23 protein-coding genes are annotated in these 26,355 nt (G+C 49.2%); 16 read left to right on the forward strand and 7 right to left on the reverse strand.

What is annotated here, in order from left to right:
• The first annotated feature begins 61 nt into the window (after positions 1–61).
• The 9 genes from MP213Fo_RS00950 (at position 62) to MP213Fo_RS00990 (ending at position 12,547) form a co-directional block, all read left to right on the forward strand.
• Positions 62–1,681 (forward strand): AMP-binding protein, encoded by a 1,620-nt coding sequence (locus MP213Fo_RS00950; RefSeq protein ID WP_421089837.1) that lies wholly within the window; start codon positions 62–64, stop codon positions 1,679–1,681.
• A gap of 156 nt (positions 1,682–1,837) precedes the next feature.
• Entirely contained in the window at positions 1,838–4,183 is a 2,346-nt protein-coding gene (locus MP213Fo_RS00955; RefSeq protein WP_421089838.1) for a bifunctional salicylyl-CoA 5-hydroxylase/oxidoreductase, read from the forward strand.
• A 16-nt stretch (positions 4,184–4,199) separates the two neighbouring features.
• The gene (locus tag MP213Fo_RS00960; RefSeq protein WP_421089839.1) at positions 4,200–5,012 is read left to right on the forward strand and encodes an SDR family NAD(P)-dependent oxidoreductase; all 813 of its coding nucleotides are present in this window, start codon (positions 4,200–4,202) and stop codon (positions 5,010–5,012) included.
• Positions 5,009–5,860, forward strand: coding sequence for an enoyl-CoA hydratase family protein (locus MP213Fo_RS00965; protein ID WP_421089840.1), 852 nt, complete (start codon positions 5,009–5,011; stop codon positions 5,858–5,860). The genes MP213Fo_RS00960 and MP213Fo_RS00965 overlap by 4 nt, the downstream gene beginning before the upstream one ends.
• Before the next feature lie 2 nt (positions 5,861–5,862).
• A complete protein-coding gene (locus MP213Fo_RS00970; RefSeq protein WP_421089841.1) occupies positions 5,863–7,041 on the forward strand; it encodes an acyl-CoA dehydrogenase family protein in 1,179 nt (392 codons plus the stop codon).
• Positions 7,042–7,108: 67 nt separating this feature from the next.
• On the forward strand, positions 7,109–7,504 hold the full coding sequence (locus MP213Fo_RS00975) for a RidA family protein (protein ID WP_421090957.1): 396 nt from the start codon (positions 7,109–7,111) through the stop codon (positions 7,502–7,504).
• A gap of 18 nt (positions 7,505–7,522) precedes the next feature.
• On the forward strand, positions 7,523–9,526 hold the full coding sequence (locus tag MP213Fo_RS00980; RefSeq protein WP_421089842.1) for a 3-hydroxyacyl-CoA dehydrogenase NAD-binding domain-containing protein: 2,004 nt from the start codon (positions 7,523–7,525) through the stop codon (positions 9,524–9,526).
• A 4-nt stretch (positions 9,527–9,530) separates the two neighbouring features.
• Positions 9,531–10,733, forward strand: coding sequence for a 3-oxoadipyl-CoA thiolase (gene pcaF, locus MP213Fo_RS00985; protein ID WP_421089843.1), 1,203 nt, complete (start codon positions 9,531–9,533; stop codon positions 10,731–10,733).
• A 161-nt stretch (positions 10,734–10,894) separates the two neighbouring features.
• Complete coding sequence (locus MP213Fo_RS00990) at positions 10,895–12,547, forward strand: ABC transporter substrate-binding protein (RefSeq protein WP_421089844.1); 1,653 nt, start codon at positions 10,895–10,897, stop codon at positions 12,545–12,547.
• A 76-nt stretch (positions 12,548–12,623) separates the two neighbouring features.
• Here MP213Fo_RS00990 and MP213Fo_RS00995 read toward each other — a convergent pair whose 3' ends face one another.
• From MP213Fo_RS00995 to MP213Fo_RS01005, 3 genes are all read right to left on the reverse strand, one after another.
• Positions 12,624–13,085: a universal stress protein gene (locus MP213Fo_RS00995; protein ID WP_421089845.1), complete on the reverse strand. Its 462-nt coding sequence runs from the start codon at positions 13,083–13,085 to the stop codon at positions 12,624–12,626.
• Between the two features lie 72 nt (positions 13,086–13,157).
• Positions 13,158–13,868, reverse strand: a complete 711-nt coding sequence (locus tag MP213Fo_RS01000; protein WP_421090958.1) for a hypothetical protein — start codon at positions 13,866–13,868, stop codon at positions 13,158–13,160.
• Positions 13,869–14,126: 258 nt separating this feature from the next.
• A complete protein-coding gene (locus tag MP213Fo_RS01005; RefSeq protein ID WP_421089846.1) occupies positions 14,127–14,936 on the reverse strand; it encodes an AraC family transcriptional regulator in 810 nt (269 codons plus the stop codon).
• Between the two features lie 312 nt (positions 14,937–15,248).
• Here MP213Fo_RS01005 and MP213Fo_RS01010 point away from each other — a divergent pair, with 312 nt between their 5' ends.
• Together MP213Fo_RS01010 and MP213Fo_RS01015 are read left to right on the forward strand one after the other, a co-directional pair.
• Positions 15,249–16,457, forward strand: coding sequence for an MFS transporter (locus MP213Fo_RS01010; protein ID WP_421089847.1), 1,209 nt, complete (start codon positions 15,249–15,251; stop codon positions 16,455–16,457).
• Between the two features lie 132 nt (positions 16,458–16,589).
• A complete protein-coding gene (locus MP213Fo_RS01015; RefSeq protein ID WP_421089848.1) occupies positions 16,590–16,958 on the forward strand; it encodes a hypothetical protein in 369 nt (122 codons plus the stop codon).
• A gap of 169 nt (positions 16,959–17,127) precedes the next feature.
• Here MP213Fo_RS01015 and MP213Fo_RS01020 read toward each other — a convergent pair whose 3' ends face one another.
• The 4 genes from MP213Fo_RS01020 to MP213Fo_RS01035 form a co-directional block, all read right to left on the reverse strand.
• A complete protein-coding gene (locus MP213Fo_RS01020; protein ID WP_421089849.1) occupies positions 17,128–18,243 on the reverse strand; it encodes an ABC transporter ATP-binding protein in 1,116 nt (371 codons plus the stop codon).
• Between the two features lie 3 nt (positions 18,244–18,246).
• Positions 18,247–19,131, reverse strand: a complete 885-nt coding sequence (locus MP213Fo_RS01025) for a carbohydrate ABC transporter permease (RefSeq protein WP_421089850.1) — start codon at positions 19,129–19,131, stop codon at positions 18,247–18,249.
• Positions 19,131–20,009, reverse strand: coding sequence for a carbohydrate ABC transporter permease (locus tag MP213Fo_RS01030; RefSeq protein ID WP_421089851.1), 879 nt, complete (start codon positions 20,007–20,009; stop codon positions 19,131–19,133). Before MP213Fo_RS01030 ends, MP213Fo_RS01025 begins: the two co-directional genes overlap by 1 nt.
• Positions 20,010–20,171: 162 nt before the next feature.
• Complete coding sequence (locus MP213Fo_RS01035; RefSeq protein WP_421089852.1) at positions 20,172–21,413, reverse strand: ABC transporter substrate-binding protein; 1,242 nt, start codon at positions 21,411–21,413, stop codon at positions 20,172–20,174.
• 435 nt (positions 21,414–21,848) lie between these two features.
• Between MP213Fo_RS01035 and MP213Fo_RS01040 the strand changes: the two genes are divergently transcribed.
• From MP213Fo_RS01040 to MP213Fo_RS01060, 5 genes are all read left to right on the forward strand, one after another.
• On the forward strand, positions 21,849–23,168 hold the full coding sequence (locus MP213Fo_RS01040) for an Hsp70 family protein (RefSeq protein ID WP_421089853.1): 1,320 nt from the start codon (positions 21,849–21,851) through the stop codon (positions 23,166–23,168).
• Between the two features lie 71 nt (positions 23,169–23,239).
• Entirely contained in the window at positions 23,240–23,608 is a 369-nt protein-coding gene (locus tag MP213Fo_RS01045; RefSeq protein WP_421089854.1) for a DUF6693 family protein, read from the forward strand.
• 257 nt (positions 23,609–23,865) lie between these two features.
• Positions 23,866–24,075, forward strand: a complete 210-nt coding sequence (locus MP213Fo_RS01050) for a cold-shock protein (RefSeq protein WP_421089855.1) — start codon at positions 23,866–23,868, stop codon at positions 24,073–24,075.
• A 447-nt stretch (positions 24,076–24,522) separates the two neighbouring features.
• Entirely contained in the window at positions 24,523–24,750 is a 228-nt protein-coding gene (locus tag MP213Fo_RS01055) for a hypothetical protein (protein ID WP_421089856.1), read from the forward strand.
• 273 nt (positions 24,751–25,023) lie between these two features.
• A complete protein-coding gene (locus tag MP213Fo_RS01060; protein WP_421089857.1) occupies positions 25,024–26,298 on the forward strand; it encodes an HdeD family acid-resistance protein in 1,275 nt (424 codons plus the stop codon).
• Positions 26,299–26,355 lie beyond the last annotated feature (57 nt).

A 26,355-nucleotide genomic window follows, 5' to 3' on the forward strand; every position in this document is an offset into this window, starting at 1 on the left:
CGATCTGCCGCCATTTTTAAAAAAATAACGACGCGGGCAAAAGCTCGCAGGGGAACTAAAAATGCTTGGACCAACGGCGCATACAGACCATTTTACCCGCAATAATCTGCCTCCTGTTGAGGACTGGCCGGAGCTATCTTCCGGTGACATCAGCTATCCTGACTGGCTTAATGCCGGTTACGAACTATCGGATGCGATGGTTGCCAAAGGTTTTGGTGATCACACAGCGCTGATCGGCAACGGGCGGCGGCGTACCTATAAAGAGCTCACCGACTGGAGCAACCGAATTGCTCATGTGCTGGTTGAGGATTATGGCCTGCAACCGGGCAATCGCGTGCTGATCCGCTCGGCAAACAACCCCGCAATGGTTGCCTGCTGGCTTGCCGCCACCAAAGCCGGTGCGGTTGTTGTCAATTCCATGCCAATGCTGCGCCCTGACGAGCTGACAAAAATCGTCAATAAAGCTGAAATTTCGCTGGCGCTGTGTGATACGCGACTGCTGGAAGACATGCAGATTTGTGCGGATAGAAGCGGGTTTATTAAAGCTGTTATCGGTTTTGACGGTACAGCCAACCACGATGCAGAGCTGGATCGTTTGGCGCTCAACAAGCCGGTGCGTTTTGATGCGGTAAAAACCGGCCGCGATGATGTGGCGCTGCTCGGCTTTACCTCTGGCACCACTGGCGAGCCGAAGGCCACCATGCATTTTCATCGTGACCTGCTGCTGATTGCCGATACCTATGCCAAGGAAGTGCTGAATGTGCAGCCCGATGATATTTTTGTTGGCTCGCCACCGCTCGCATTTACCTTCGGTCTTGGCGGATTGGCGATATTTCCGTTGCGTTTTGGTGCAGCCGCTGCGCTTTTGGAACAGGCAACGCCGCCCAAAATGATCGAGCTGATCGAAACCTACAAAGCCACCATCAGCTTTACCGCGCCAACTGCTTATCGCGTGATGTTGCAAGCGATGAATGATGGCGCTGATTTATCATCCTTGCGCATTGCAGTTTCAGCTGGCGAAACCCTGCCAGCGCCGATCTATCAGGCTTGGGTTGAAAAAACCGGCAAGCCGATGCTCGACGGCATTGGCGCAACTGAAATGTTGCATATCTTCATCAGCAACCGTTTGGGTGATTCCGGCCCCGGCCAGACCGGCAAACCGGTAACCGGCTATCAGGCCAAAGTGGTTGATGAGAATATGCAGGAAGTGCCTCGTGGTGAAATCGGCAGCCTTGCGGTGCGCGGCCCTACCGGCTGCCGTTATCTCGCGGATGCGCGCCAGAAGGTCTATGTGCGCGATGGCTGGAACCTGACCGGCGACAGTTTTTTCCAGGATGAAAACGGTAATTTCCACTTTGCAGCGCGTGCCGATGATATGATTATATCTGCCGGCTATAATATTGCAGGCCCGGAGGTTGAGGCGGCATTGCTGGCGCATGCGGATGTGCAGGAATGTGCGGTAATCGGCATTGCGGATGAAGAGCGCGGGCAGATTGTCGAAGCTTATATTGTGCTTTGCAATGGTACGCTCCCCTCACCAGAAACCATTAAGGCATTGCAGGATCACGTTAAAAAGCTGATCGCACCTTATAAATATCCCCGTTCTGTACGGTTTGTTGAGGCGCTGCCTAAAACAGTTACCGGTAAAATCCAGCGTTTTATGCTGCGTCAACAGGGTTGATTAGCTGATGTGTATTTATCGCTTGACCAAAATGCTTTTATCCATATGTTTTAAGTTTAAAATAAATTGCACATCAGTGTTTGCAGTGGCAGTGCAAGACAAGAATGACCGCGTGTCAGCACTGGCCGCCGGATCATCGAAGGGGAGAATTTGACCATGCGTATCGTTTGTATCGGTGGCGGTCCGGCCGGACTGTATTTTGCCCTGTTGATGAAAAAGAACAATCCGGAGCATCATATCCGCGTGGTTGAGCGCAATAAGCCCTATGATACATTCGGCTGGGGTGTGGTGTTTTCCGATGCGACAATGGATGCCATGAAAATCTGGGATGCCACCAGTGCCGCAGAGATTCAGGACGCCTTCAACCATTGGGACGATATTGAGATATTGTTCAAAGGCACGCGCCAGCGCACCACCGGCCATGGCTTTGTGGGTATCGGCCGTAAAAAACTGTTGAATATCCTGCAAAAACGCTGCGAAGCGCTTGGTGTTGAGCTGGTATTTGAAACTGATGTGGATGCCGATACGCAATATCCGGATGCTGATCTGGTGATTGCTTCTGACGGCTTGAACTCGAAAATCCGCAATCGCTATACGGAGATTTTTGAACCGGATATGGTGGTGCGGCCAAACCGTTATATCTGGCTTGGTACAGACAAATTATTTGATGCCTTTACCTTTGATTTCCGCAAAACCGATCACGGCTGGTTTCAGGCGCATATCTATAAATTTGACGACAAAACCTCGACTTTCATCATCGAGACCACAGAAGAGGCCTATCAGGCGCATGCGCTTAGTGAGTTGTCACAGCAGCAATCCATCGATTTCTGTCAAAACCTGTTTGAAGAAGTGCTCGAAGGTTCATCTTTGATGACCAATGCTCGGCATTTGCGCGGCTCTGCATGGTTGAATTTCAACCGGCTTATCTGCGGCAAGTGGAGCCATTATAATGGTAACTCACATGTGGTTTTGATGGGGGATGCAGCCCATACCGCGCATTTTGCTATCGGCTCCGGTACCAAGCTGGCGATTGATGATGCGATTGAACTGACAAACCAATTCAATCTTCATGGCCATGATAAGAGCAATATTCCGGCGGCACTGGAATCGTATGAAGAAATCCGCCGTGTGGATGTGGCGCGTATTCAGAATGCCGCACGCAATGCCATGGAATGGTTTGAAGTGGTTGGCCATCGCTATGCCGATACATTCGAGCCGGAGCAGTTCATGTATTCAATGCTCACGCGCTCGCAGCGTATCAGCCATGAAAATCTGCGCCTGCGCGATAAAAAATGGCTTGAAGGTTATGAAAACTGGTTTGCCAAAAAATCCGGACTTAACTCCGGACTTAACATTGAAACTTTGAGCGGCCAGCGCAATCTGCCGCCGATGTTCACACCCTATCAGCTGCGTGGTGTGACGCTGCCAAACCGTATTGTGATGTCACCGATGGCGATGTATTCGGCCACCGATGGACTGATTAATGATTTCCATATGGTTCATCTCGGTGCGCGTGCGCTTGGTGGTGCAGGCCTGATTTTTGCCGAAATGACTTGCGTTTCACCGGATGCGCGGATCACGCCGAATTGCCTTGGCTTGTGGAATGAGGCCCAGCGCGACGGCTGGAAGCGTCTGGTCGATTTTGTTCATCAAAACAGTGATGCCAAAGTTGCCATTCAGCTTGGCCATGCCGGACGCAAAGGGGCGACAAAACCCGCATGGGAAGGGATTGATCAACCCGTGGATGAGGCTTTGAGCTGGCCGCTGATTTCAGCCTCATCTGGCCCGTATCTGGTCAATAGTCAGACACCAAAAGCGATGACGCGTGAGGATATGGATCGGGTTAAAGCAGATTTTGTCCGGTCTACACAACTTGCGGCCTCTACCGGTGCCGACTGGCTGGAACTGCATGCTGCACATGGCTATTTGCTCTCCAGCTTTCTCTCACCGCTGACCAATCAGCGCGATGACGACTATGGTGGCAGCCATGAAAACCGCGCCCGTTTTCCGCTGGAAGTGTTTGAAGCTGTACGCGCCGTATGGCCACAAGACAAGCCGATTTCAGTCCGCCTCTCCTGCCACGACTGGGCTGAAGGCGGCAACACGCCGGATGATGCTGCGATCTTTGCGCAGATGTTTAAAAGTGCCGGTGCCGATCTCATCGATTGTTCATCCGGTCAGGTGGTTAAACACGAAAAGCCGGTTTATGGCCGTCTGTTTCAAACCCCGTTCTCAGACAAAATCCGCAATGAGGTTGGTATTCCGACCATTGCAGTGGGTGCAATTTCTGAGGCTGATCATGCCAATTCGATTATTTCGGCAGGCCGTGCCGATCTTTGCGCAGTAGCCCGCCCGCATCTTGCTGATCCGGCATGGGTTCTGCATGAGGCAGCAAAAATCGGCCTCACCTCTGTGCCGTGGCCAAAACAATATTACTCCGGCAAAGCGCAATATGAAACCAACTTAGCCCGTGAAGCAGCAGCCGCTGCCGCACAAAAATAACGACTGCGAGAACAAAATGAGCCAAGTGACCGGCACTGATAAATTTCACGGCAAGCATGTCTTAATTACCGGTGCGGGCAGCGGTATTGGTGCGGCGATTGCTCGTGAATTTGCCATTGCCGGTGCCAATGTCACGCTTTCCGGCAGGCGGCACGAACCGCTGGAAAAGCTTGGTCTTGAGCTTGATCAGGCAACCAACCGCAAGGCCTGCTTTATTGCCAGCGGTTTTGATGTCACGGATGCGCAAGCGATCAGCCGCGGATTGCAGGCTGCACAAGCTGTTTTCGGCCCCGTGAATATTCTGGTAAATAATGCCGGTGAAGCCCCTTCGGCACCATTTGAAAAAACCAGTCTGGAAATGTGGTCACAGGTGATTGCCGTTGATCTCACAGGCGTTTTTCAGGTGACCCAAGCAGTATTGCCTGATCTTAAATCCAGTGGCAACAATGCGCGGATCATCAATATTGCCTCAACAGCAGGGCTCACCGGCTATGCCTATGTTTCAGCCTATTGCGCAGCAAAGCACGGTATTATCGGGCTTACCCGCGCCTTAGCGCTGGAGCTGGCGATGAAGGGCATTACCGTTAATGCAGTTTGCCCCGGCTTTACCGACACGCCGATCATTCGCGAGGCCATTGCGCAGATCATACACAAGACCGGCCGTTCGGAAGAAGATGCTTTGGCACATTTTGTAAAAACCAACCCGCAGAACCGCCTGATCAGGCCGGAAGAAGTGGCACATACAGTATTATGGCTGGCATCACCGGATGCCGCATCGATCAACGGACAGGCAATTGCGGTTGCCGGTGGCGAGGTATTGGCAGGATGAGCGAACAAACCATCAGTATGAACAGTCATTTGAAACCTTTCAAAACCTATCAGGCACAGCATTTTCTCTGGGAAGTCAGTGAAGATGGTCGTGTTGCCACCCTCACCCTCAATCGTCCGGATCGCAAGAACCCGCTGACTTTTGAAAGCTATGCAGAGTTGCGCGATCTGTTTTGCGATCTCGTCTATGCATCCGATATCCGCGCCGTGGTTGTTACCGGTGCCGGTGGTAATTTTTCATCGGGTGGCGATGTGTTCGAGATCATTGAGCCGTTGACCAAAATGCCAATGCCCGAATTGCTGGCCTTCACACGTATGACCGGTGATCTGGTTAAAGCCATGCGTAAATGCCCGCAGCCGGTTATCGCCGCGGTTGACGGGATTTGTGCCGGTGCCGGTGCCATTCTGGCAATGGCCTCGGATTTGCGCCTTGCGACACCGGAGGCCAAGACAGCCTTCCTGTTTACCCGCGTTGGTCTTGCTGGTGCGGATATGGGCGCTTGCGGAATTCTGCCGCGTATTATCGGTCAGGGGCGTGCTGCCGAGCTGCTCTATACCGGTCGTTTCATGTCGGCCAAAGAGGGCAATGACTGGGGTTTTTACAATCATCTGCATGACAGTGACACCCTGCTCGCAGAAGCGCAAAAGCTAGCCAAAACTTTGGCAGACGGCCCGTATTTTGCTCATGGTATAACCAAAACCATGATGCGCCAAGAATGGGCTATGGGCATTGACGAGATGATAGAATCTGAAGCGCAAGCGCAGGCTATTTGCATGGCAACACAAGATTTTCGCCGTGCTTTTGAAGCTTTTGCTGCCAAGCGCCGTCCTGAATTTGAAGGGAACTGAGTATGTCAGACAGACCTTGCCGTGAAGCCCCGGTTCATGAGCACCTTGAATTGCCATTCTTTGAGCAAACGCAACGCGATTATGCGCAAAAGCTCAATGCATTTGCAGCAACAGGTGTGCTGCAAACAGTTGACCATAGCGACACTGATGCCGCCTGTCGTGCGCTGGTTAAACTGCTTGGTGAGGCCGGATTGCTCAATGCGGTAACCGGTAATAATGGCAAGTCTGAAATTGATTCACGGATCATCTGCCTCGCCCGTGAAACGCTGGCATGGCATGACGGGCTGGCAGATTTTGCCTTTGCTATGCAAGGGCTTGGCACCGGTGCTATCGGCCTTGCCGGAACAGAGGAACTCAAACAGGCAGTTTTACCAAAAGTCACATCCGGTGAATGGATTGCAGCCTTTGCATTGTCTGAAAAAGAAGCAGGCTCTGATGTCGGCGCCATGACATGCAAAGCCGAGCAAGTCGGTGACGATTATAGTCTCAATGGCGAGAAAACCTGGATTTCTAATGGCGGTATTGCCGATGTCTATACGGTGTTTGCCCGTACCGGCGAGGCAGCAGGCACACGCGGTATTTCGGCTTTTGTTGTTTATGCCACAGATCCGGGCTTTTCCATCGCTGAGCGTATTGATGTAATTGCCCCACATCCGCTGGCAACCATCCGGTTCGACAATTGCCGTATTCCCGCATCACGGCGTTTGGGCGCTGGTGGCGAAGGCTTTAAAATTGCCATGCGCACACTCGACATTTTTCGTGCATCTGTTGCCGCAGCAGCGCTAGGTTTTGCCCGTCGTGCTTTAGATGAGGCACTCAATCATGCCCGCAAGCGCCAGATGTTTGGCGCAAAACTCAGCGATCTGCAATTAACGCAGGCAGCCCTTGGCGACATGGCGACCGAGCTCGAGGCCGCAACTCTGCTGACCTATCGCGCGGCCTATCGCCGTGATGTGCAAAGGCTGCCCACCACCCAGCAGGCCGCCATGGCAAAAATGGCAGCCACAGAATCCGCACAGATGATTATTGACCGTGCTTTGCAAATGTTTGGCGGGCGCGGTGTGCAAAGCGGCGCTATCACCGAAAAGCTCTATCGTGAGATCCGTTCCTTGCGGATTTATGAAGGCGCAACTGAAGTGCAAAAGCTGATCATCGCCCGTGAATTGCTCAAATCTGTTTAACGCTTAGCCCATCTCTGACGCAGGATCGCCCGTGGCGCCGCGCAGTTTAATCTTCTGGAGACATATGATGCATAAAATTTTACAGCCGGATAATTGGATCGCACCAATCGGCTATTCCAATGGTATTTCCGCACGCGGACGTACCGTGTTTATCGGCGGCCAAATCGGCTGGAATGAGCAATGTGAATTTGAAACCGACGACTTTGTTGAGCAAGTTCGCCAGACCCTCAAAAACATTGTCGCAATTCTGGCGGTGGACGGTGCAGAGCCGCAACACATCACCACCATGACATGGTATTTCACTGATAAGGCTGAATATAAAGCCAATATGCGCGGTCTTGGGCAGGCTTACCGCGAAGTGATCGGCAAACATTTTCCAGCTATGGCTGCCATACAGGTTGCAGGTTTGATTGAAGACCGTGCCAAAATCGAAATTCAGGTTACAGCCGTTGTGCCAGATTAACAGGCCGGATTAAAAAATATGAGCACGCACAGCCCTTCTGAGAAGCCAAATCCGATCCTTTATTCATCCGCTGTCAGCGGCATGATCGAGGATGGCATATTGCATCTTACCATTGCCAATCCACCGGTAAATGCAATTTCGGCAGCCATTCGTGAAGGGCTGATGCAGGCACTGGATCAGGCTGAAATTGCCGCTGATATTCACGCTATCACCATGAGCGGCGCGGGTAAGTTCTTTGCCGCCGGTGCGGATATCAAAGAATTCGACTTACCGCCGAGCGACCCGACACTGCCACAGGTTACAGCACGGATTGAAGCCGCAACCAAACCGGTCATTGCAGCGATTAATGGTACAGCACTGGGCGGTGGCTGTGAGATCATCCTTGCCTGCCATTACCGGATTGCAGTGGAGAGCGCAAAATTCGGCCTGCCAGAGGTTAAGCTCGGCCTTATCCCCGGTGCCGGCGGTACGCAGCGCCTGCCACGTTTAACCGGTATGGTCACAGCACTGGATATGATAGGCACCGGCAAAACCATCACTGCCGCGCAAGCGCTTGAATACGGGTTAATTGACCAGATCAGTGCTGCAGACAGCTTTGCCAATGCACTGCGGCAGGCAGTCATAACCTGTACCAAAACGATTATACGGCGCACCACAGCACTGGAGCTGCCAGCAGAAAATGCGAATGACATACAAGCAGCCGCAGATAAAATCATAGTCAAAGCCCGTGGTCGCACGGCGCCGGCAGAAGCCGTGCGCATAGTTTCACTTGCTGCCACTCTGCCCGTGAACGAGGCCTTAGCTGAAGAGCGCGCAACCTTTCTGCGTCTGCGGCAAAGCGATGAGGCAAAGGCTTTGCGCCATGTATTTTTTGCCGAGCGCGAGGCTGGCAAGCATGAGGCACTTGCAGATTATACAGCCCGTAAAGTGTCAGTGATCGGTATTGCCGGTACGGGATTAATGGGCTCCGGCATTGCCGTGGCCGCCCTTGCCGGCGGGTATAAAATTATCGGCTATGAGCAAACAGCTGATGCCGCCGCTGCCGGCCATGCCCGCATTACTGCATTGTTACAAAAGCAGTTTCAATCCGGTCGCCTCAGTGAAGCTGCACTCAACAACCAATTAGCAAATCTCAGTGTCAGTGCTGATATCACCGCACTATCCGCTGCCGATCTGGTGATCGAAGCGGTGTTTGATGATTATAATGTGAAGTCTGACCTGTTTCGCCGCCTTGATGGCACTGTGCGTGCAGATACGATTATTGCTACCAATACCAGCTATCTCAACCCTGATGAGCTTGCTGCACAGATCAGCAATCCCGAGCGCGTGGTGGGCATGCATTTCTTTTCGCCGGCGCATATTATGCGGTTGCTCGAGGTGGTTAATTGCGCTCGCACAGCAGCTGAGGTGCTCGTAACCACGCTTGAAGTTGCTAAAAAGCTAAACAAGCTGGCCACTATCTGCGGGGTTTGTGAGGGTTTCATTGGTAACCGGATTTTCTCGGCCTATCGCCGCGAGGCAGAGTTTATGCTTGAGCAAGGCGCTTTGCCACATGAAATTGATGCCGCGCTGGAAGATTATGGTTTCGCCATGGGGCTATTTGCGGTTTACGATATGGCCGGGCTCGAAATCGCCTGGGCAAAACGCCGTAGAGAAGCCTCAATGCGCGATCCCTCAGCACCCTATTGCCAGATTGCTGACCGGTTGTGTGAAGCCGGACGCTTCGGCCAGAAAAGCGGTAAAGGCTGGTATATTTACCCTCAAGGCAAGCGGCAGATTGATCCTGATATTACCGTGCTGATCGAAGCCGTGCGCACAGAAAAAAACATCACACCTCGTCGTTTCACTGCACATAACATTATCAGCCAGTTGCTGAATGTGATGGCTCTTGAGGGCGAGAAGCTCCTATCCGAAGGCATTGCTGCCCGTGCGAGCGATATCGATCTGGTATTGATCAATGGCTATGGCTTTCCCGCACATAAAGGCGGCCCGATGTTTGCCGCTCAACATAATAAGGACTAACACTATGAGTGAAGCCTATATTATTGGCGGTGTTCGTACACCTATTGGTCGTTATGGTGGTGCACTGTCATCTGTGCGGCCCGATGATATGGCTGCACATACGATCCGCGAGGCGCTTAAATGCTTTCCCTCGCTCGCCGCGGAAAATATTGACGAAGTTGTTTTCGGTTGTGCCAATCAGGCTGGTGAAGATAATCGCAATATTGCCCGCATGGCGGTGTTGCTCTCCGGCCTTGGTGAGAGCGTGGCCGCAACCACACTAAACCGTTTGTGCGGCTCAGGCCTTGATGCGGTGGGCTATGCTGCACGGGCAGTTAAACTGGGCGAAGCTGATATTATCATTGCCGGTGGGGTTGAAAGCATGTCGCGTGCCCCCTTTGTGATGCCCAAAGCCGATGCCGCGTTTCAGCGTCAAAATGCGGTTTATGACACCACAATCGGCTGGCGCTTTATCAATCCGCAGATAAATAGCCAGTACGGCACAGAATCCATGCCGGAAACGGCTGAAAATCTGAGTGCCGATTTTGGTATCAGCCGCGAAGATCAGGACGCTTTTGCTTTACGCAGCCAGCAGCGCGCTGCTGCGGCTATCCAGAACGGGCGCTTTGTTCAGGAAATTGCACCTTATGTGATTGCGGGGCGCAAAGGCGCAACCACTGTGGTTGCGCAAGACGAACAGCCGCGTGAGACCTCAATGGAAAAACTCGGCAGTCTTGCCACCCCTTTCCGTGAAAACGGTACAATTACCGCCGGTAATGCCTCTAGTGTCAATGACGGTGCGGCAGCAGTGATTATCGCCTCGAAACTGGCTGTCGAGCGATACGGGCTAACCCCGCTGGCAAAAGTCAGCGGTATGGCGACTGCCGGTGTTGCCCCGCGCATTATGGGTATCGGCCCTGTGCCCGCCACCAATAAATTGCTGCAGCGCCATCATTTAAGCATGGCTGATATCGGGCTGATTGAGCTTAATGAAGCTTTTGCCGCGCAAGCGCTCGCCTGTATGCGTCAACTCGGGCTGGATGATGATGCGGAGCATGTTAATCCGAATGGCGGCGCCATTGCTCTTGGTCACCCGCTGGGGATGTCTGGTGCCAGACTGGCTTTGACCGCAGCCATTGAACTGCACACACGCGGTATTCATCATGCTTTGGCTGCCATGTGTGTCGGTGTGGGCCAAGGTATTTCCATGCTGTTAAGCCAGCCATAAACGACAAGTGATTTTAATGGGATAAGTGTTTTAAAATATAAAAATACAGTTTGCGCTTTAGATTAGTTTCTTTAGGCTCGGTCTTGTGAGGCAGAAGAACTCTGGATGGTAATTAAAACCGTCCCAAAAACACAACAAAATTGAATGAAGGGGAACTAAATATGACTCTGATGCCATTTAACTTTGAACGAAAACATAAACGATTTTTTTATGCGCTGGCCGTCAGCACCGCATTAACAGGCACCGTTTTTTCCGGTTCAGCACAGGCTGCAACACCTGCAGACACTCTGGTCATCGGCATGACAATTGATGATGTTATATCGCTTGATCCGGCTGAATCCTTTGAAATTTCAGCTTCTGAAATTCTGGCCAACAGCTATGGCCGTTTGTTACGCACAGATTATCGCGATCCGTCCAAACTCAATGCGGATATTGCAGAAAGCTGGAGTGTTGGTGAAGATGGCAAGACCTTTACATTTATAATCAAAAAAGATCAGAAATTTGCATCCGGCAATCCGATTACTGCACATGATGCCGCGTTTTCGTTGCAGCGGGCAGTGAAACTGGATCAGAGCCCTGTGTTTATTCTGAGCCAATTTGGTCTGACTAAAGATAATGTCGATGAAAAAATTTACGCTAAAGATGATCACACGCTGATTTTCACCTCGGAAAAAGCCTTTGCTCCTTCCTTCGTTTATAACTGCCTTACAGCAACAGTTGGTTCTATTGTAGATAGTAAACTGGTGAAAGAGCACGCAAAACCGCTCACTCCGACAGCCGATTCAAAAGCTGACAACGATTTCGGTCATGATTGGCTGAAACGTAATTATGCCGGTTCCGGCGCCTATATGATCAAAGACTGGCGCCCGAATGAAATTATCATGATGGAACGTAATGATAATTATGGCGGCGAGCAGCCACCTCTCAAGCGCGTTATCTATCGCTCGGTTAAAGAAAGCGCTTCACAGCGCATTATGCTTGATGCCGGTGACATTGATATTGCCCGTAATCTGGAACCGGGCGACCTTGAAGCGCTTGCCAAAGACGACCGTTTCCATACGGCCAGCGCTCCTAAGGGTACAATCTACTATTTCAGCCTTAACCAGCAGCACGAAACCCTTGCCAAGCCTGAAGTGCGTGAAGCGGTAAAATATCTGGTAGATTATGACGCCATTCAATCCACGCTGATTAAGGGTGTAGGAACGATTCATCAAAACTTCCTTCCTGCGGGCATGCTCGGCTCAACGGAAGAAAAACCTTTCACTCAGAATGTTGAAAAAGCCAAAGAACTGCTTGAAAAAGCAGGACTAAAAGACGGTTTTACCATTACAATGGACGTTCGCAATACCCAGCCGGTAACCGGCATTGCTGAATCCATTCAGCAAACTTTTGCGAAAGCCAATATCAAGCTGGAAATCATTCCGGGCGACGGCAAGCAAACCCTAACTAAATACCGTGCCCGTAAGCATGATATTTATATCGGCCAGTGGGGTATTGATTACTGGGATCCGCACACCAATGCTGACACTTTCGCTACCAATCTGGATAATAGCGATAATGCAACATCCAAAACCAGCGCGTGGCGTAACTCATGGGAAATTCCTGAGCTGACGCAGAAAACGCTCGCTGCAGTAATGGAGAGCGATACCGATAAGCGCAATCAGCAATATCTGGATATTCAAAAGGAATTCCGCGACACCAGCCCGTTCACCATGCTGTATCAGCTGACTGAAGTGGCGGTTGTTTCGAATAAGGTCAAAGACTTTATTATTTCACCGGATACCAATTATGTTCTCAAAGCGTCAAAGCCATAATTGAACAGTAAACGTAAAACTGCCGCAGACAGTGCCATACTGTCTGCGACAGTTCATTGCTGAGAAAACTCATAATTTAACGCACAATAAGAATTGCTGTTTTGGTATGCGCCAATACTTCACTGGTCTGGCTACCCAACAGCAAGCGGCCAATACCGCGGCGCCCGTGTGATGTCATAACAATCAGATCCACATCGCTGTTTTGGCTATATTCAATAATCGCCTCGGCGGGCCAGCGGTCGGCAATATGCTTCAACTCCACGCTAACGCCAGTTTCCGCAGCCTTCTCACCGGCATTTTTCAGCACATCCTGCGCCAGACGCTGCTGATTATCATTATAGATTTCAATGTCTTTGGGGCTGGCAATCCAGCCAGCACTACTGGCCGTTGCCATCATCGGAAAAGGCTCAGTAACTGTGAGAACAGTTACTTTACATGCAGGCTTTCCACCCAGCTGATATGCGAGCTGCAAACCCTGTTCAAGACCTTTTTCTGCGAGTTCAGATCCGTCTGTGGCGATCAATATATGTTTGTACATCGTATCCTACCTGCTCTGTCATGATCTGTATAATGTGCTCAGTAAATAATGTTGTTGGCAATCCCTGCCCGCTTATTTGTGAAAGGCATCAGGCAATGCAAAGGCAGTCTTCTGGCTGGTAAATAACACTGTCGGCTCCAATCGCCCGACACCACGATAAGGGCTGGCATGAATAGCTAAAATCCACAGACTCATAACCGCTGTCACGGTAAAAATACCCAGCGCTTTGCGCCCTGCTTTCGGCCGGTCTGCATGCACGGCAGCGACAACAACCAGCGATAAAACCGTGAGGAAAAATACCAGATACCATTTATAATGATTGATCGAGCTGGAACCAAGTGCAAGACGCGTATTGCGTGCATCCTGCATCTCATCAAAATCCTGCACCATTTGCCCCATCAATGCGCCTGGAATATCCGTTCTGGCCATGCTTATCAGTGCAATGCGAATGACCTGCAAAGCCTCTTCAACAGAACGGGAGGGCTTTGAATTAGCACCTTTACGCCATTCCTCAGTCACCACAGCCACACGATATACACCGAGCGCTTTCAGCAATACCGGATCATTCAACGCTTCAGGGCGTGCCATACCCAGCATACGTGTGATCGATGAGCGCTCTTCACTGGCAGCCTGATCAGCACGGCTATTGACTGCCCAGATATCAGCTGCCACGAACCCCAGTGCCAGCGCCCATGCGGTTGCAACTGTGCTGATAAAGGCGCCAATCGGTAATGTCAGCATATCTTTTGATGCCTGACGGGCAAAAATACGCAAGCAAAGCACGCCGATAAAATAGAAAACTATCCCGCAAATAAAGAATAATGCGAACATAAAACCCGGTGAAATACTAAAAAAAGACTGCATTCTGCCCCTTTGAAACATTTGGCCACTTGGCTATGAACCTGAAAGTGGCAAAAGGCTTCCCGCTATAAGCTATAATTTAAGATGATAGTGCCGGACAATAAATGACGACGCAATAAAAACTGACATTTCTCCACTTTAGATTGATGAAAAACCTTATTTTTTTAAAGACATAACCGGTTAGTCCATATATCCGGCCTGCTGGCGCATATAATCGCGCGGCGAGCTGCCAAGCATTCGTTTGAACATCGTAGTATAAGCGGCAGCACTTTCATATCCGATGTCGAATGCCACAGAGGTAATTGCCTCACCCGAGGCAAGCTTGGGGAGTGACGCAAAAATACAAGCCTGCTGGCGCCAGGTTACAAAACTCACGCCGGTTTGCGCTCTAAACAAACGGGTAAAGGATCGTCTGCTCATACTCATTTTTTCGGCCCACTGATCAATGCTGGCTGCGGGATCTGGTGTCAGCAAAAAAGCCTTACACAAATCGACCAATGCCGGTTTTTGCGGAAAAGGCAGACCAAGTTCGCGTATAGGCAAACGTTTGATCTCATGCAGCAACAAAGCAAATAGCAACCCGCTGCGCTCATCCCTGCTATCGGGCATTTGCAGCTGCACAGCCTCACCCAAGAGGCTACGGGTGAGTTCATTAACAGACAAAACCAGCGGATAGTCGCCGCTGTCATAGTCGCACATATAAACCGACTGCATTTCTACCGCAGAAAACATTTCCACTTTATGTTCAACACCGCGCGGAATTAACAGCGCATGATCGGGCGGTATCATCCAGCGCCCGCGCTCTGTGGTTACCAATGCTACACCAGAGCTTGCATAGAGAAGCTGGGTTCTTGAATGTTTATGCAGTGCAATATGTAAGCCAGAGGGATAGTGCCGTGCCAGTGCTACAACCGGCTCTGATGCATGTTCCACCAGATGCATCGCATCAGCAATCCGGCGATTTATATTATCTGAACTATAAAACTGCATCGAGTTGGCCCAGTTGAAAAACTTTACGTCCTTAGCACGAAAGCAGGCCAGAGCAAACCAGACTAAGCAAGAGTTAAAGCGCATGTCGAAATATGTGAAACAACATTCGGAGTAAAATGCGCGTTAAAATAAACTGAGCCATTTTCTGCTGCAACTAAAAATGAAAATGCTTCAACAGCGAGACATCAGAAACAACGTAGTTTGCTTAAGAATAAACGATAACAGCTCTGTCATGATCAAAGACTGTTTGCCCTGCGCTGTTAGGCATGGCAGCGTAATATAAAAAGCATAAACATATCCGGAGCACTTGCAATGACCACCGTGACCAGCCAGTCACCCAAAATTGCCGAAACAACAGCCGTATCCCTGATCGTCGTTGTCAGTTTCTGCCACATGTTCAACGATATTATGCAATCGCTATTATCAGCGATTTATCCGTTGATCAAAGCCAACTATAATCTCGATTTTCGCCAGATCGGGCTTCTGACCATGACATTTCAGGTCACAGCTTCGCTTTTACAGCCGGTTATTGGTCTCGTCACAGATCGTTGGCCAATGCCCTATTCGCTGCCCCTATCCAGTGTCAGCACATTTATCGGTTTGATTTTGCTAGCAAATGCTGACAGCTATACTGTATTGCTGATAGGCTCGAGCCTTATCGGTCTTGGTTCGGCTATTTTCCATCCGGAAGCATCGCGTGTTGCGCGCACGGCTTCAGGCGGGCGTCACGGTTTTGCGCAATCGCTGTTTCAGGTTGGCGGCAATTTCGGCTCTGCGCTCGGACCGCTGCTCGCAGCGTTTATTATCCTGCCAAATGGTCAGTCCAGTGTTGCGTGGCTGGCAATGATTGCCGTTATTGGCTTTATTGCGCTTACCCGTGTGAGCCGCTGGTATGCCGAAAAGCAACGTCAGAATAAGAACAAAGCACCCGCAGACCGTACTCTGCCACTTGCGCAGGGACGCGTGATGTTTGCTATATTGGTTCTGGTGGTGCTAACCGCTACAAAAAACGTCTATATGGCCAGTATTTCCAGCTATTTCACCTTTTTCGTTATCGAAAAATTTGATGTCAGTATTCAAAGTGCCCAGCTGATGCTGTTCTTGTTTCTGGGTGCATCTGCAGCCGGTGTTTTCCTCGGCGGCCCGATCGGTGACCGCATGGGAGCGCGTTTTGTGATCTGGTTCTCAATCCTTGGCGTTATTCCTTTTGCCTTGATGCTGCCTTACGCAAATATGTTCTGGACCTGCGTGCTCAGCGTGGTGATAGGCCTGATCTTTTCATCAGCTTTCTCGGCGATTGTGGTTTTCGCACAAGAGCTCGTACCTGGGCGTGTGGGGATGATTGCCGGCCTGTTCTTTGGATTTGCCTTTGGTGCCGGCGGCATTGGCGCCGCACTGCTTGGTAGCTATGCTGACGCTAATGGTATTGAATATGTGTATTGGCTGTGTTCATTCCTGCCATTACTCGGCATTCTAACCATTTTGTTGCCACGGCTGCCTAAGAAAGCAGTTAAAGCTTAAGAATAACAGGCGGGGGAAATTCAATAATTTCCCCCGCCTTTATTATTCTTACAAAATGAAACTACACTGAAGCATATTTCCATTTAATAACAAATAGTTTACACTGCCGCATAACTATATTGGGGGAATGTTATGCTACGGCCGGTGTTTTCGTTTGTTCTGTTTTTCACACTCGTATCCGGTGCAGCAGCAACACCGATTGACTCTTACCGCGCGCGGCTGAGTGATAAAGATCATTTCAATTCTACCGGTACGCAGTTGAATTCAGCGGCAGCTATTATCAGACAGGATCGCGCCAATTTTTATATTTTCGGCAATATGGATCCCGAAGATGAATCAGACACATTTTTCAACGATAAAGCCAACCGCGCCAGACTTGAAAAAATGCTTCTCCGTGGCCAACTCTCTGCAGAACATATGGAAGTGATCGTCAACGGCACTCCATTGATCAGAATAGACATACATGCTGATCATATTGAGGTATTTGTCGAGGAACACTAGAGCGGGTAACAATCAGGTTGGATCGCAGCCCTCGCCCTAGAATTTAGAGTTTTCGCATTGTCAAACCTATCAAGTTATTTCAACTTGATAATAAAATATTCTAAGCTCTACAGCTCAGCTCATGACACTCCTGTGCAATGAGCCGGTTCTCCAGCTCATTGATACACATCTATTTTATCCGCTGTTGCGTATCAGGATCAAAGAACACAACTTTATCGAGGTTGAAAGCCAGCCGTGCCGTTTGCCCAGCTAAAATATGCGCATCGGCTCTCAAACGCGCCACAACCTCTTTGCCGCCAAGCTTAACAACCGCAAACGTGTCGGAACCGGCAGGCTCTACCACCTCAATATGACACTCGCCTTCCGCAATTGTTGCGGCATTACGGTCTGTACCATCAGGATCAGTCAATGCTTCAGGCCGGATTCCCATTATTACTTGTTTGCCGGCATAGGCTTGCAGGGCTTCTAAACCGGGTGACACCGGCAGCTTCAAAGGCTCACTTTGCGGGCGCTCAAGCGCAACTTCCAAACCGTCAGCACCTTGTTCTACTGTAACCGTCAGCAGATTCATCGCCGGAGAGCCCATAAAGTCAGCCACGAACATATTGACCGGTTGGTTATAAATTTCAGCCGGCGTGCCGAATTGCTGTAAAACACCATCTTTGAGGACCGCAATCTTACTGGCCAGCGTCATTGCCTCGATCTGGTCATGGGTCACATAGACAATTGTGGTTTTCATACGATGATGCAAGCGTTTAATTTCTGTGCGCATATCTACACGCAGCTTGGCGTCGAGATTCGACAAAGGCTCATCAAACAGAAAGACTTGCGGGTTGCGCACCAGCGCCCGCCCCATAGCCACACGCTGCCGTTGCCCGCCTGAGAGCTGGCTTGGCTTGCGATCGAGCAAATGCCCGATTTGCAAAATTTCTGACACCTGATGAATAGCTTTTTCGCGTTCATCTTTCGGGATGCCGCGCACTTCCATACCAAAAGCAATATTTCCGGCAACTGTCATATTAGGATAAAGCGCATAGGACTGAAACACCATGGCAATATCGCGCTTTGAGGGTGGCAACCCGATAACCGACTGGTCATTGATCGTAATATCGCCTGCATTAATAGGCTCTAGTCCGGCAATCGTGTTGAGTAAAGTCGATTTACCGCAGCCAGAAGGGCCAACCAGAACCAGAAACCCGCCTTCCTCAATCTCAAGGTTTATATCTTTCAGAATTTCTACATTGCCGTAAGATTTGTGCAGGTTGGTAATTTTAAGAAATGACATGAATTATCCCTTAACAGCACCGGACATCAGACCACGCACGAAATAGCGGCCGGAAACGATGTAAACGATCAGCGTTGGCAGAGCGGCAAGAATAGCGCCTGCAAAATGGACATTATATTCTTTGACCCCTGTGGACGATGAAACAAGATTATTAAGCGCCACAGTCATCGGGGTTGAGGTTGCACCCGAGAATGATGCGCCGAACAGAAAATCATTCCAGACATTTGTAAACTGCCAGATCACTGACACTACGATAATAGGGCCGGATGACGGCAACAAAATTCGCCGAAATATCTGCATAAAACCAGCGCCGTCAATTTGTGCAGCCCTTACCAGCTCGGTCGGAAAAGCCTCGTAATAATTACGAAAATACAGTGTGGTGAAACCGATACCATAGATAACATGCACCATGATCAGCCCCCAGATTGAACCGGCAAGCCCCAACATGCCGAGAATACGCGCCATAGGTATAAGAACGATCTGAAACGGAATGAAGCATGACAATAGTAACAGCCCGAAAAACAGGTTGGAACCGCGAAAGCTCCATTTCGCCAACACATAGCCGTTGAGCGCACCAATCATGGTAGAGATGACAACCGCAGGTACCACCATCAAAATCGAATTAATGAAAAACGGTTTCAGGCCGGTTGGCTGCACGCCGATCTGCGCCGTTGACCATGCCGACAACCACGGTTCTATTGTCCATGTCTGCGGAAGGTTCAACATTCCGCCCTGGCGAATTTCTTCCAGCGGCTTGAAGGAGTTTACCACCATCACATAAAGCGGCAGCAGGTAATAAACCATAAAAATCAGCAATATTGTATAGATCAGCGCTCGTAAGAGCCTGCCATTCGAAATCGTTTTTTGGGCATGTGCAGAGCTATTCATCAGCGTCTCCCTCCGCGAATTTCGGAATAGAGATAGGGAATAATAATAGAGAAAATCATGGCGAGCATAATGATGGCAGAAGAGGCGCCGATCCCCATCTGGTTACGGGTAAAAGTGTAGGAATACATAAAGGTTGCCGGAAGCTCTGTTGCTTGGCCGGGGCCGCCCCCCGTCAATGCCACCACAAGATCATAGGCCTTGATCGCAAGATGCGCGAGCACCACAAAGGCCGACAAAAACACCGGCCGCATCATAGGAATAATAATACGGCGATAGGTGGTAAATGCCGAGGCACCATCAATTTGTGCCGCTTTGATAATTTCACTATCAACCCCGCGCAACCCTGCCAGAAACATTGCCATGATAAAGCCGGATGACTGCCACACGGCCGCTATGACCACGCAATAAATTGCGTAATTACGGTCTTTAATCCAATTGAAGTGAAAGCTTTCCCACCCCCAGAGATGCATCGTATTTTCAAGGCCAATGCCGGGATCAAGAAACCACTTCCACGCCGTGCCGGTAACGATGAATGACAGTGCCATAGGGTAGAGATAAATCGGGCGCAAAAATCCTTCACCGCGGATTTTCTGATCCAGCAAAATTGCCAGAAACAGCCCCAGAGCAGAGCATATGATAATATAAAGCGAGGCAAAAATCGCCAGATTGGATATAGCCCGCCACCAATGTGGCAAAGCCCAGAGCTTGGAATAATTAGATAGCCCTACAAAATTATAGGATGGCAACATTTTACTATCGGATACCGAAAGAATGCCGGTATAGGCAATGAAGCCATAAACAAAAACAAGTATAATAAAAAAGCTCGGTGCCAAGACAAGCTTGGGCAAAAGCTCCTGCAATCGACTGCGGCTGTTCATGGTCATTCACCACGGTTGGCGCACATATCCGGCTATGAGAAACCGCACAGGTTACGCATAAAATCAAATTATAAAGCTATTTTATAAATTTCACCGCAGACATTATGTCTTACTATAGAGGCCGCCTGAGTGGCGGCCTCTGAGGTGAAATATTTTTTTATTCTATTGCGCAGCGGCGACGGCAGCAGCCAGTTCCTCAGCGGCTTCCTCCGAATTCAGCTCACCGTTAAACTGACGCGTCACGACATCAAACATGGCGCTTTTAACGGCAGCCGGATTGGCATAACCATGTGCCATGGAGCCAACCATAGTGCCTTTTTCGCTGGCTTCTTTCACATCAGCAATTGCCTTTTTACCGCAATCGTCGAATTCGGTATCAGGCACATCTGTACGCGCCGGGGCCGAACCTTTGACCACGTTGAAGGCGGTCTGGAACGCAGGGCTTTCAATCGCTGAAGCCATGGCATATTGAGCCGGAAGCTTGTCTTCCGCTACCTTAAACATAGCGAACATATCAGTGTTAAAGGTAACAGAGCCTTGTGTTTCAGGATAACGCATACAGACAAAGTCTACGCCCGGCTTTTTACCGGCCTTCAAAAACTCGCCTTTTGCCCAGTCGCCCATAAATTGCAGACCGGCTTTATCTTCAATCACCATTGCAGAGGCCAAATTCCAGTCTCGGCCTGAGAAATTGTCATCTACATAAGAGCGTAACTTGGTCATACGATCGAAAACCTGTTTCATCGTATCACCACTCAGGGCTTCCGGATCCAGATCGATCATCGCTTTTTTATAAAAGTCAGCGCCGAAAGACAGCACGACTGCATCAAAAATAGTGCCGTCCTGCCATGGCTGGCCACCATGAGCGACAGGGGTTATGCCCTGCTCTTTGAACTTATCGAGCAATGCAATCAGTTCATCCCAATTTGTTGGCTCTTTGCCACCAGCTTTATCAAGTGCCGCCTTGTTGATCCACATCCAGTTGGTGGTATGAATATTGACCGGAGCGGCAATCCAATGGCCGTCATATTTCGCAAAGTCCTGTAATGGGGCAGGAATTACCTTGTCCCAGCCTTCTTTCGCGGCCACTTCATCAAGATTGCCCAATGAGCCTTCTTTCGCCCAATCGCGCAAATCAAATCCAAGCATCTGTGCCGCTGTCGGCGGATTGCCGGATGCAACACGTGCGCGCAGCACTGTCATTGCTTCCACACCACTACCGCCGGCAACAGGCATATCTGTCCAGCTGATGTCTTTACTCTCAAGATCTTTTTTAAGCACATTCAGCGCTGCGGCCTCCCCGCCAGCAGTCCACCAATGCAAAACTTCAACATTCTCCGCAGCTTGCGCCGCACCTGCCATAAGACCTAATGCCATTGCTGTCGTCGTCATTAACTTGCGCATCGCGTATTCCTCCCGTTTGCAAGTTGTGGCCGCGAAGTGGTTTCCGCTTTTCCAGTAGGAACTACCTTGTCAGGCAGTCAGATATCCGGTCTTCACCGATCATCGATAGAAATAGAACGTTACTATTTTGCGTTCGTCAAGCATTCTCAGACAAGAATCAAATCGATTGAAATATTATTTCCCGCCTATGCATCTAAAGTTCTATATGTAAGTCAGTGTGCATAGAGATCTTAAACGGTGGCAGAGGATTTATTAAGTCTGCTTATCCTTGTCTCACGGATGGCATGTCACAACCCTATAAATTTCAGTCCGAATCTACGGTTCGCTTTACCGACCTACCCTCATTGACCACGCCAATTAAACGGCTATAAACGCCGTTTTCTAAAAACACGCCCGCAAACAAAAGCCCCGTATAAAGAAGCAAGGATCAGATCCATGACCTCCGGTATTCACACACCCTCGGAGAAGATAACTATTGGCCTCGATTTCGGGACAACCAATACTGTTATCGCGGTCGCAGACAGCAACGGTATTGCTGAAGTGCTATCTTTTCCCAAAGATGACAGCATCATCTCAGCCTATCGTTCAGTACTGTGCTTCTGGCGCGATGGTGCCAAAGGCCAGCGACATGTGGAAAGCGGCCCGTGGGCTATGGATCGCTTTATTGACGATCCGCATAATTGCCGTTTTTTGCAGTCGTTTAAATCTTTTGCCGCCAGCAAATCCTTCACTGATACGCCGGTATATGGACAACGCTTTAAATTCGAGGATCTGCTGCGCACCTTTCTTGAAAGCCTGGCACAACGGCTTGGTGATCGCCTTCTTGCCAAAGGCAACAAGGTGATTGTTGGCCGTCCTGTGACTTTTGCCGGTTATAATCCGGATGAAGCACTGGCAATGGCGCGCTATGAAAAAGCGCTAAGGGATTTTGGTTTTACCGATATTCATTATGTATATGAACCGGTTGCAGCTGCATTTTTTTATGCGCAAGAACTAAAGAGCGCCTCGACTGTTCTGGTGGCCGATTTTGGCGGCGGTACCAGCGATTTCTCCATTGTCAATTTTGATGTTACACAAAATGGCCTGACATCAACCCCTTTAAGTCAGGTTGGTTTGGGCATTGCCGGTGATACGCTGGATTATCGTATTATTGATAATGTTGTTTCACCCAAGCTTGGAAAACGTGACAATTATAAATCCTTTGGCAAGCTGCTGCCAATTCCAAACCATTATTATGCCAGTTTTGCCCGCTGGAACACACTGTTTTTGATGAACTCGCCTTCAACGCTCAGAGAATTGCATGAGCTGGCGTCACAAGCAGTTAACCCCGATGCACTCAACCACTTTATCGAAATGATTGAAGGTGATTATGGTTTCGAGCTCTATCGCGTTGTGTCTAACCTCAAGGTTAGCCTGTCTTCTGCCCAATCAGCAAAACTAAATTTTAAAGCTGATAGTTTTCAGATTGAAGCCAATGTACATCGCTCGGAATTTGAAAACTGGATTAATGAGGATATGCAAGCCATATCCGATTGCGTCGATAAAGCTGTAGAAACTGCAGGCATTGCATTTAAAGACATTGACCGGGTATTTTTGACAGGCGGCACGTCGTTTGTACCAGCGATTAAAACACTATTTTCGGAGCGCTTTGAACATGCGGATGTTTCGAGCAGCAATCAGTTTGACTCAATCGCCACAGGTCTGGCACTGATCGGGCATAATACTGATATCGAGCGCTGGTCGGTAAAGTTTTAAAATCATTTCGGGTTGTGTAATTGCCTGCGGTTAAGGCTATTGAGCACAATCAATTATATCCAGAGGGAACTATGGAAACAAACATAACTGCATCAGATTATAAAGCGACACGCATGGGTAAGCTGCGTTGTAATTTCAGCACCGGCGAAGCCATTGGTCATGTGATCATCTGGGTATTACTGACGCTTATTACCTTGGGTTTAGCGCTGCTGGTTTTTCCTTATTATATGAACAAGGTTGTGCTCAATAGAACTGAAATTCTGGATGCGCATGGTCGTGCAATCGGAAAGTTTCGCTGCGATTTCAACCTCGCGTCATCCATTGGCCATGTGATTATTTGGTTTTTCCTGATTATTTTCACTTTAGGGATTGCTGCATTCTTCTATGCATACCGTATTATGCGCGTATTGCTCAATGATACTGTGATTGAATATTACTGAGATTATAATAGATTAGTGGCTGGGAATAAGTTCCCGCCACGACCACTAAGCGCTGGCCATAAAAACAGAGTATAAAACTAAATTTGACATTCTGTTTTTTTACAGCTATAAAGTGGTTATCGATATTTGCTTGTTTAGCTTTGGTTACCGCGCAGTCATTGCGCCCTGAACGAACCTTCCTTTCAAAAAATCGCTATCACTATTCGTCACGTTCACACGTAACGGAGTATTCAATCTTGCTATGAAAAGGGTTCGTTATGACCACTGGCACAGTTAAATGGTTTAATTCCACTAAAGGCTTCGGCTTCATTCAGCCTGACAATGGCGGCACTGATGTGTTCGTTCATATTTCAGCTGTAGAACGCGCTGGCATGCGTGAAATCGTAGAAGGTCAGAAGATCGGCTACGAAATGGAACGCGATAACAAGTCAGGCAAAATGTCTGCTTGTAATCTCCAGGCCGTATAATATTTGGTATCAGCTTTCCTTTGACCACGGATGTACTGGCACTGTTGAGAGCATAATACCTACAGAGGTCAGGCAAATTTGCCTGGCCTTTTTTATTGCCGGTTTGCCCGGCACAAATATTTACATTCAGATTACCTTAATCTGCATGTGATTTTGATGTTACCACATCTATCCCAAAGCACACTCCGAAACCGGCCAGAATGCTTCAGAGAAGTCAGCAAGACTTTACTTCTATGCCTGTTAGAGCACTTCACTATCAAGTTGAATCAACTTGAGTGGTATGACAATGCGAAAAAGCTAAAATCTAGAGTGGGCACTGCGATCCAACCTGAACGTTTCCCGCTCTAGAGCATTAAAAGCGTGCATGTTCGCCGAAAATTCCAAATTACTTTTTGTACCGCCACACATATGCATATGCACAACACTCATTTAAAAATCAGGATCATGATGTCCGAAACACATAGTAAATCACGCCAGCAAGCTGAAGCCGCTTTCAGCAGAACGCAAACCGAAGCCCCGGTACGTAATCGTGTCGCAGAGGAACAAGATGCAATTCTACTCGCCCGCGAAGAAAAAACCCTGCGCTTGCGCGAAGCTCGACTGGCAAAAGAACTTGAAGACAGCCTGATTGACGCCCCTGCCCCTAAAGCCAAACGCACCAAAAAGAGCGCCTGATACAAAAGTCACTGCCGATAAAAAAGATCGGAGACGTTTTAGAGCAGCAGAAATGTTCTCACGGCTGAATAGCGCTATGTACTGTTTGAAGTACAAATTCCAACTTCGAGTTTACTGGTTTCATGAGCTTACTGCCTTTTAATCTCATCAATAGATGACTGGGGTAGTTTTTTTCATATGCAATATTTGTCAATGCGATAGTAACTGTTTTTAATTATCAGTAATATGCTTACACTAAAACAGAATGCCTGCGGCAGAAACTGAGATTATCGCATGATACGTATTTTATTTCTTTTCCTTGGGCGCGAGATTATCCAGCATCACTGGAAAACGCTATTTACTGTCGGTATTTTGTGGTTTGTAGCCGGCATCCTGATTATTATAGATGCCTTAGACGGTAAAACCGTGATCCATTCACATTTCTTCGGCTATTTTCTTTTACCAGAAGCAGCAGTCAGTCTGCTTGCCGCCTGGGGTAGTCACGGAACTGCCAGACAAATGCGAATTGTGCAAAGTATTGCACTATTTGCGATTTCCATTCTGATTTTCTCTTCTAGTGTGGCCAGCAATTTTATTCTTGCAGTTGTTTTTGGCCTTTGCTTTCTGGTCGACGGCAGCATGCGCATTGCAAGCGCATGGGTGGTTCGCTATCCGCGCTGGAAACTAGGCATTGCCGGCGGTATAGTTGAAATTCTTTTAGCCATAGCTACTCTGCAGCCATGGCCAACATGGTATGCAGGCACGGTTGCTGCCAATGTCGGCGCGGTTATGGTTTTGACCAGCCTTGGTATCATCCATATTGCGCTGCGTATTCATCGGCTTGAGGCAGGTGCACCAATTTCCAAGCTGTTTGGCAGAAGTAATTTTCTGTCGGCGATCAATCCGGATATCAACAGCACCGGCACTGCTAAACGCGGCGAACTGATTGTTCATGTCTGGACGCCAACCGGCACAGCCATGACCCCGCTCCGCCAGCGCGCTATCAGCCGCTATATTGCCTCGGTTGATGCTGATGGCGTTATATCTACCGGTCATGCCGCATTGGAATTTTTACCAGATATCTATATCAGCCATTATCCTGATGTTGAAATTGACCGTTCACCCAATGAATTTACCCGCACTTTAAGGGCGACCGCAGACAACAATGTTGCTGGCAGATACCAGCCTGATTATAAAACCGAGGCTGAAGGCTGGTGTGAATCCACGGTCAAAGTGGTTATTAAAAACATTGACGAGGATAAGCTGCGCGCTTTCTGGAAAGTATATGGCGCGGATAACACATATAATCTGACCAACCGCAACTGCTCCAGCACTGTAGCAGATGCGCTGGATGCCGCATTAGAGGGTGTATATCGTCATAAGCGTTGGCCGGTATTTTCAGCGTTCCGAGCAATTATTTATCCCGAATTATGGGCCGCAAGCATGATGAGAAAGCGTGCGGAAACGATGGCGTGGACGCCTGGCCTTGTGCTCGATTATGCACGGGCACTGAGTGCGATTGTTGATCCGAAACCGGGGTTTTGGGTATGGAGAAGAACGGGGCTTTGATTACAGCATTTCACTCTCAAGTTGAATCAACTTGAGAGATATGACAATGCGAAAACT

The organism is Pseudochrobactrum mosebachae, assembly GCF_048914685.1.
In the GTDB taxonomy this organism is placed as follows: Bacteria; Pseudomonadota; Alphaproteobacteria; order Rhizobiales; family Rhizobiaceae; genus Pseudochrobactrum.

Bases quoted from the DNA above. Each gene is read 5' to 3' on its own strand.
- MP213Fo_RS00950 (WP_421089837.1), top strand. From the start codon at position 62: ATGCTTGGACCAACGGCGCATACAGACCATTTTACCCGCAATAATCTG.
- MP213Fo_RS00955 (WP_421089838.1), top strand. From the start codon at position 1,838: ATGCGTATCGTTTGTATCGGTGGCGGTCCGGCCGGACTGTATTTTGCC.
- MP213Fo_RS00960 (WP_421089839.1), top strand. From the start codon at position 4,200: ATGAGCCAAGTGACCGGCACTGATAAATTTCACGGCAAGCATGTCTTA.
- MP213Fo_RS00965 (WP_421089840.1), top strand. From the start codon at position 5,009: ATGAGCGAACAAACCATCAGTATGAACAGTCATTTGAAACCTTTCAAA.
- MP213Fo_RS00970 (WP_421089841.1), top strand. From the start codon at position 5,863: ATGTCAGACAGACCTTGCCGTGAAGCCCCGGTTCATGAGCACCTTGAA.
- MP213Fo_RS00975 (WP_421090957.1), top strand. From the start codon at position 7,109: ATGCATAAAATTTTACAGCCGGATAATTGGATCGCACCAATCGGCTAT.
- MP213Fo_RS00980 (WP_421089842.1), top strand. From the start codon at position 7,523: ATGAGCACGCACAGCCCTTCTGAGAAGCCAAATCCGATCCTTTATTCA.
- pcaF (WP_421089843.1), top strand. From the start codon at position 9,531: ATGAGTGAAGCCTATATTATTGGCGGTGTTCGTACACCTATTGGTCGT.
- MP213Fo_RS00990 (WP_421089844.1), top strand. From the start codon at position 10,895: ATGACTCTGATGCCATTTAACTTTGAACGAAAACATAAACGATTTTTT.
- MP213Fo_RS00995 (WP_421089845.1), bottom strand. From the start codon at position 13,085: ATGTACAAACATATATTGATCGCCACAGACGGATCTGAACTCGCAGAA.
- MP213Fo_RS01005 (WP_421089846.1), bottom strand. From the start codon at position 14,936: ATGCAGTTTTATAGTTCAGATAATATAAATCGCCGGATTGCTGATGCG.
- MP213Fo_RS01010 (WP_421089847.1), top strand. From the start codon at position 15,249: ATGACCACCGTGACCAGCCAGTCACCCAAAATTGCCGAAACAACAGCC.
- MP213Fo_RS01015 (WP_421089848.1), top strand. From the start codon at position 16,590: ATGCTACGGCCGGTGTTTTCGTTTGTTCTGTTTTTCACACTCGTATCC.
- MP213Fo_RS01020 (WP_421089849.1), bottom strand. From the start codon at position 18,243: ATGTCATTTCTTAAAATTACCAACCTGCACAAATCTTACGGCAATGTA.
- MP213Fo_RS01025 (WP_421089850.1), bottom strand. From the start codon at position 19,131: ATGAATAGCTCTGCACATGCCCAAAAAACGATTTCGAATGGCAGGCTC.
- MP213Fo_RS01030 (WP_421089851.1), bottom strand. From the start codon at position 20,009: ATGAACAGCCGCAGTCGATTGCAGGAGCTTTTGCCCAAGCTTGTCTTG.
- MP213Fo_RS01035 (WP_421089852.1), bottom strand. From the start codon at position 21,413: ATGCGCAAGTTAATGACGACGACAGCAATGGCATTAGGTCTTATGGCA.
- MP213Fo_RS01040 (WP_421089853.1), top strand. From the start codon at position 21,849: ATGACCTCCGGTATTCACACACCCTCGGAGAAGATAACTATTGGCCTC.
- MP213Fo_RS01045 (WP_421089854.1), top strand. From the start codon at position 23,240: ATGGAAACAAACATAACTGCATCAGATTATAAAGCGACACGCATGGGT.
- MP213Fo_RS01050 (WP_421089855.1), top strand. From the start codon at position 23,866: ATGACCACTGGCACAGTTAAATGGTTTAATTCCACTAAAGGCTTCGGC.
- MP213Fo_RS01055 (WP_421089856.1), top strand. From the start codon at position 24,523: ATGTCCGAAACACATAGTAAATCACGCCAGCAAGCTGAAGCCGCTTTC.
- MP213Fo_RS01060 (WP_421089857.1), top strand. From the start codon at position 25,024: ATGATACGTATTTTATTTCTTTTCCTTGGGCGCGAGATTATCCAGCAT.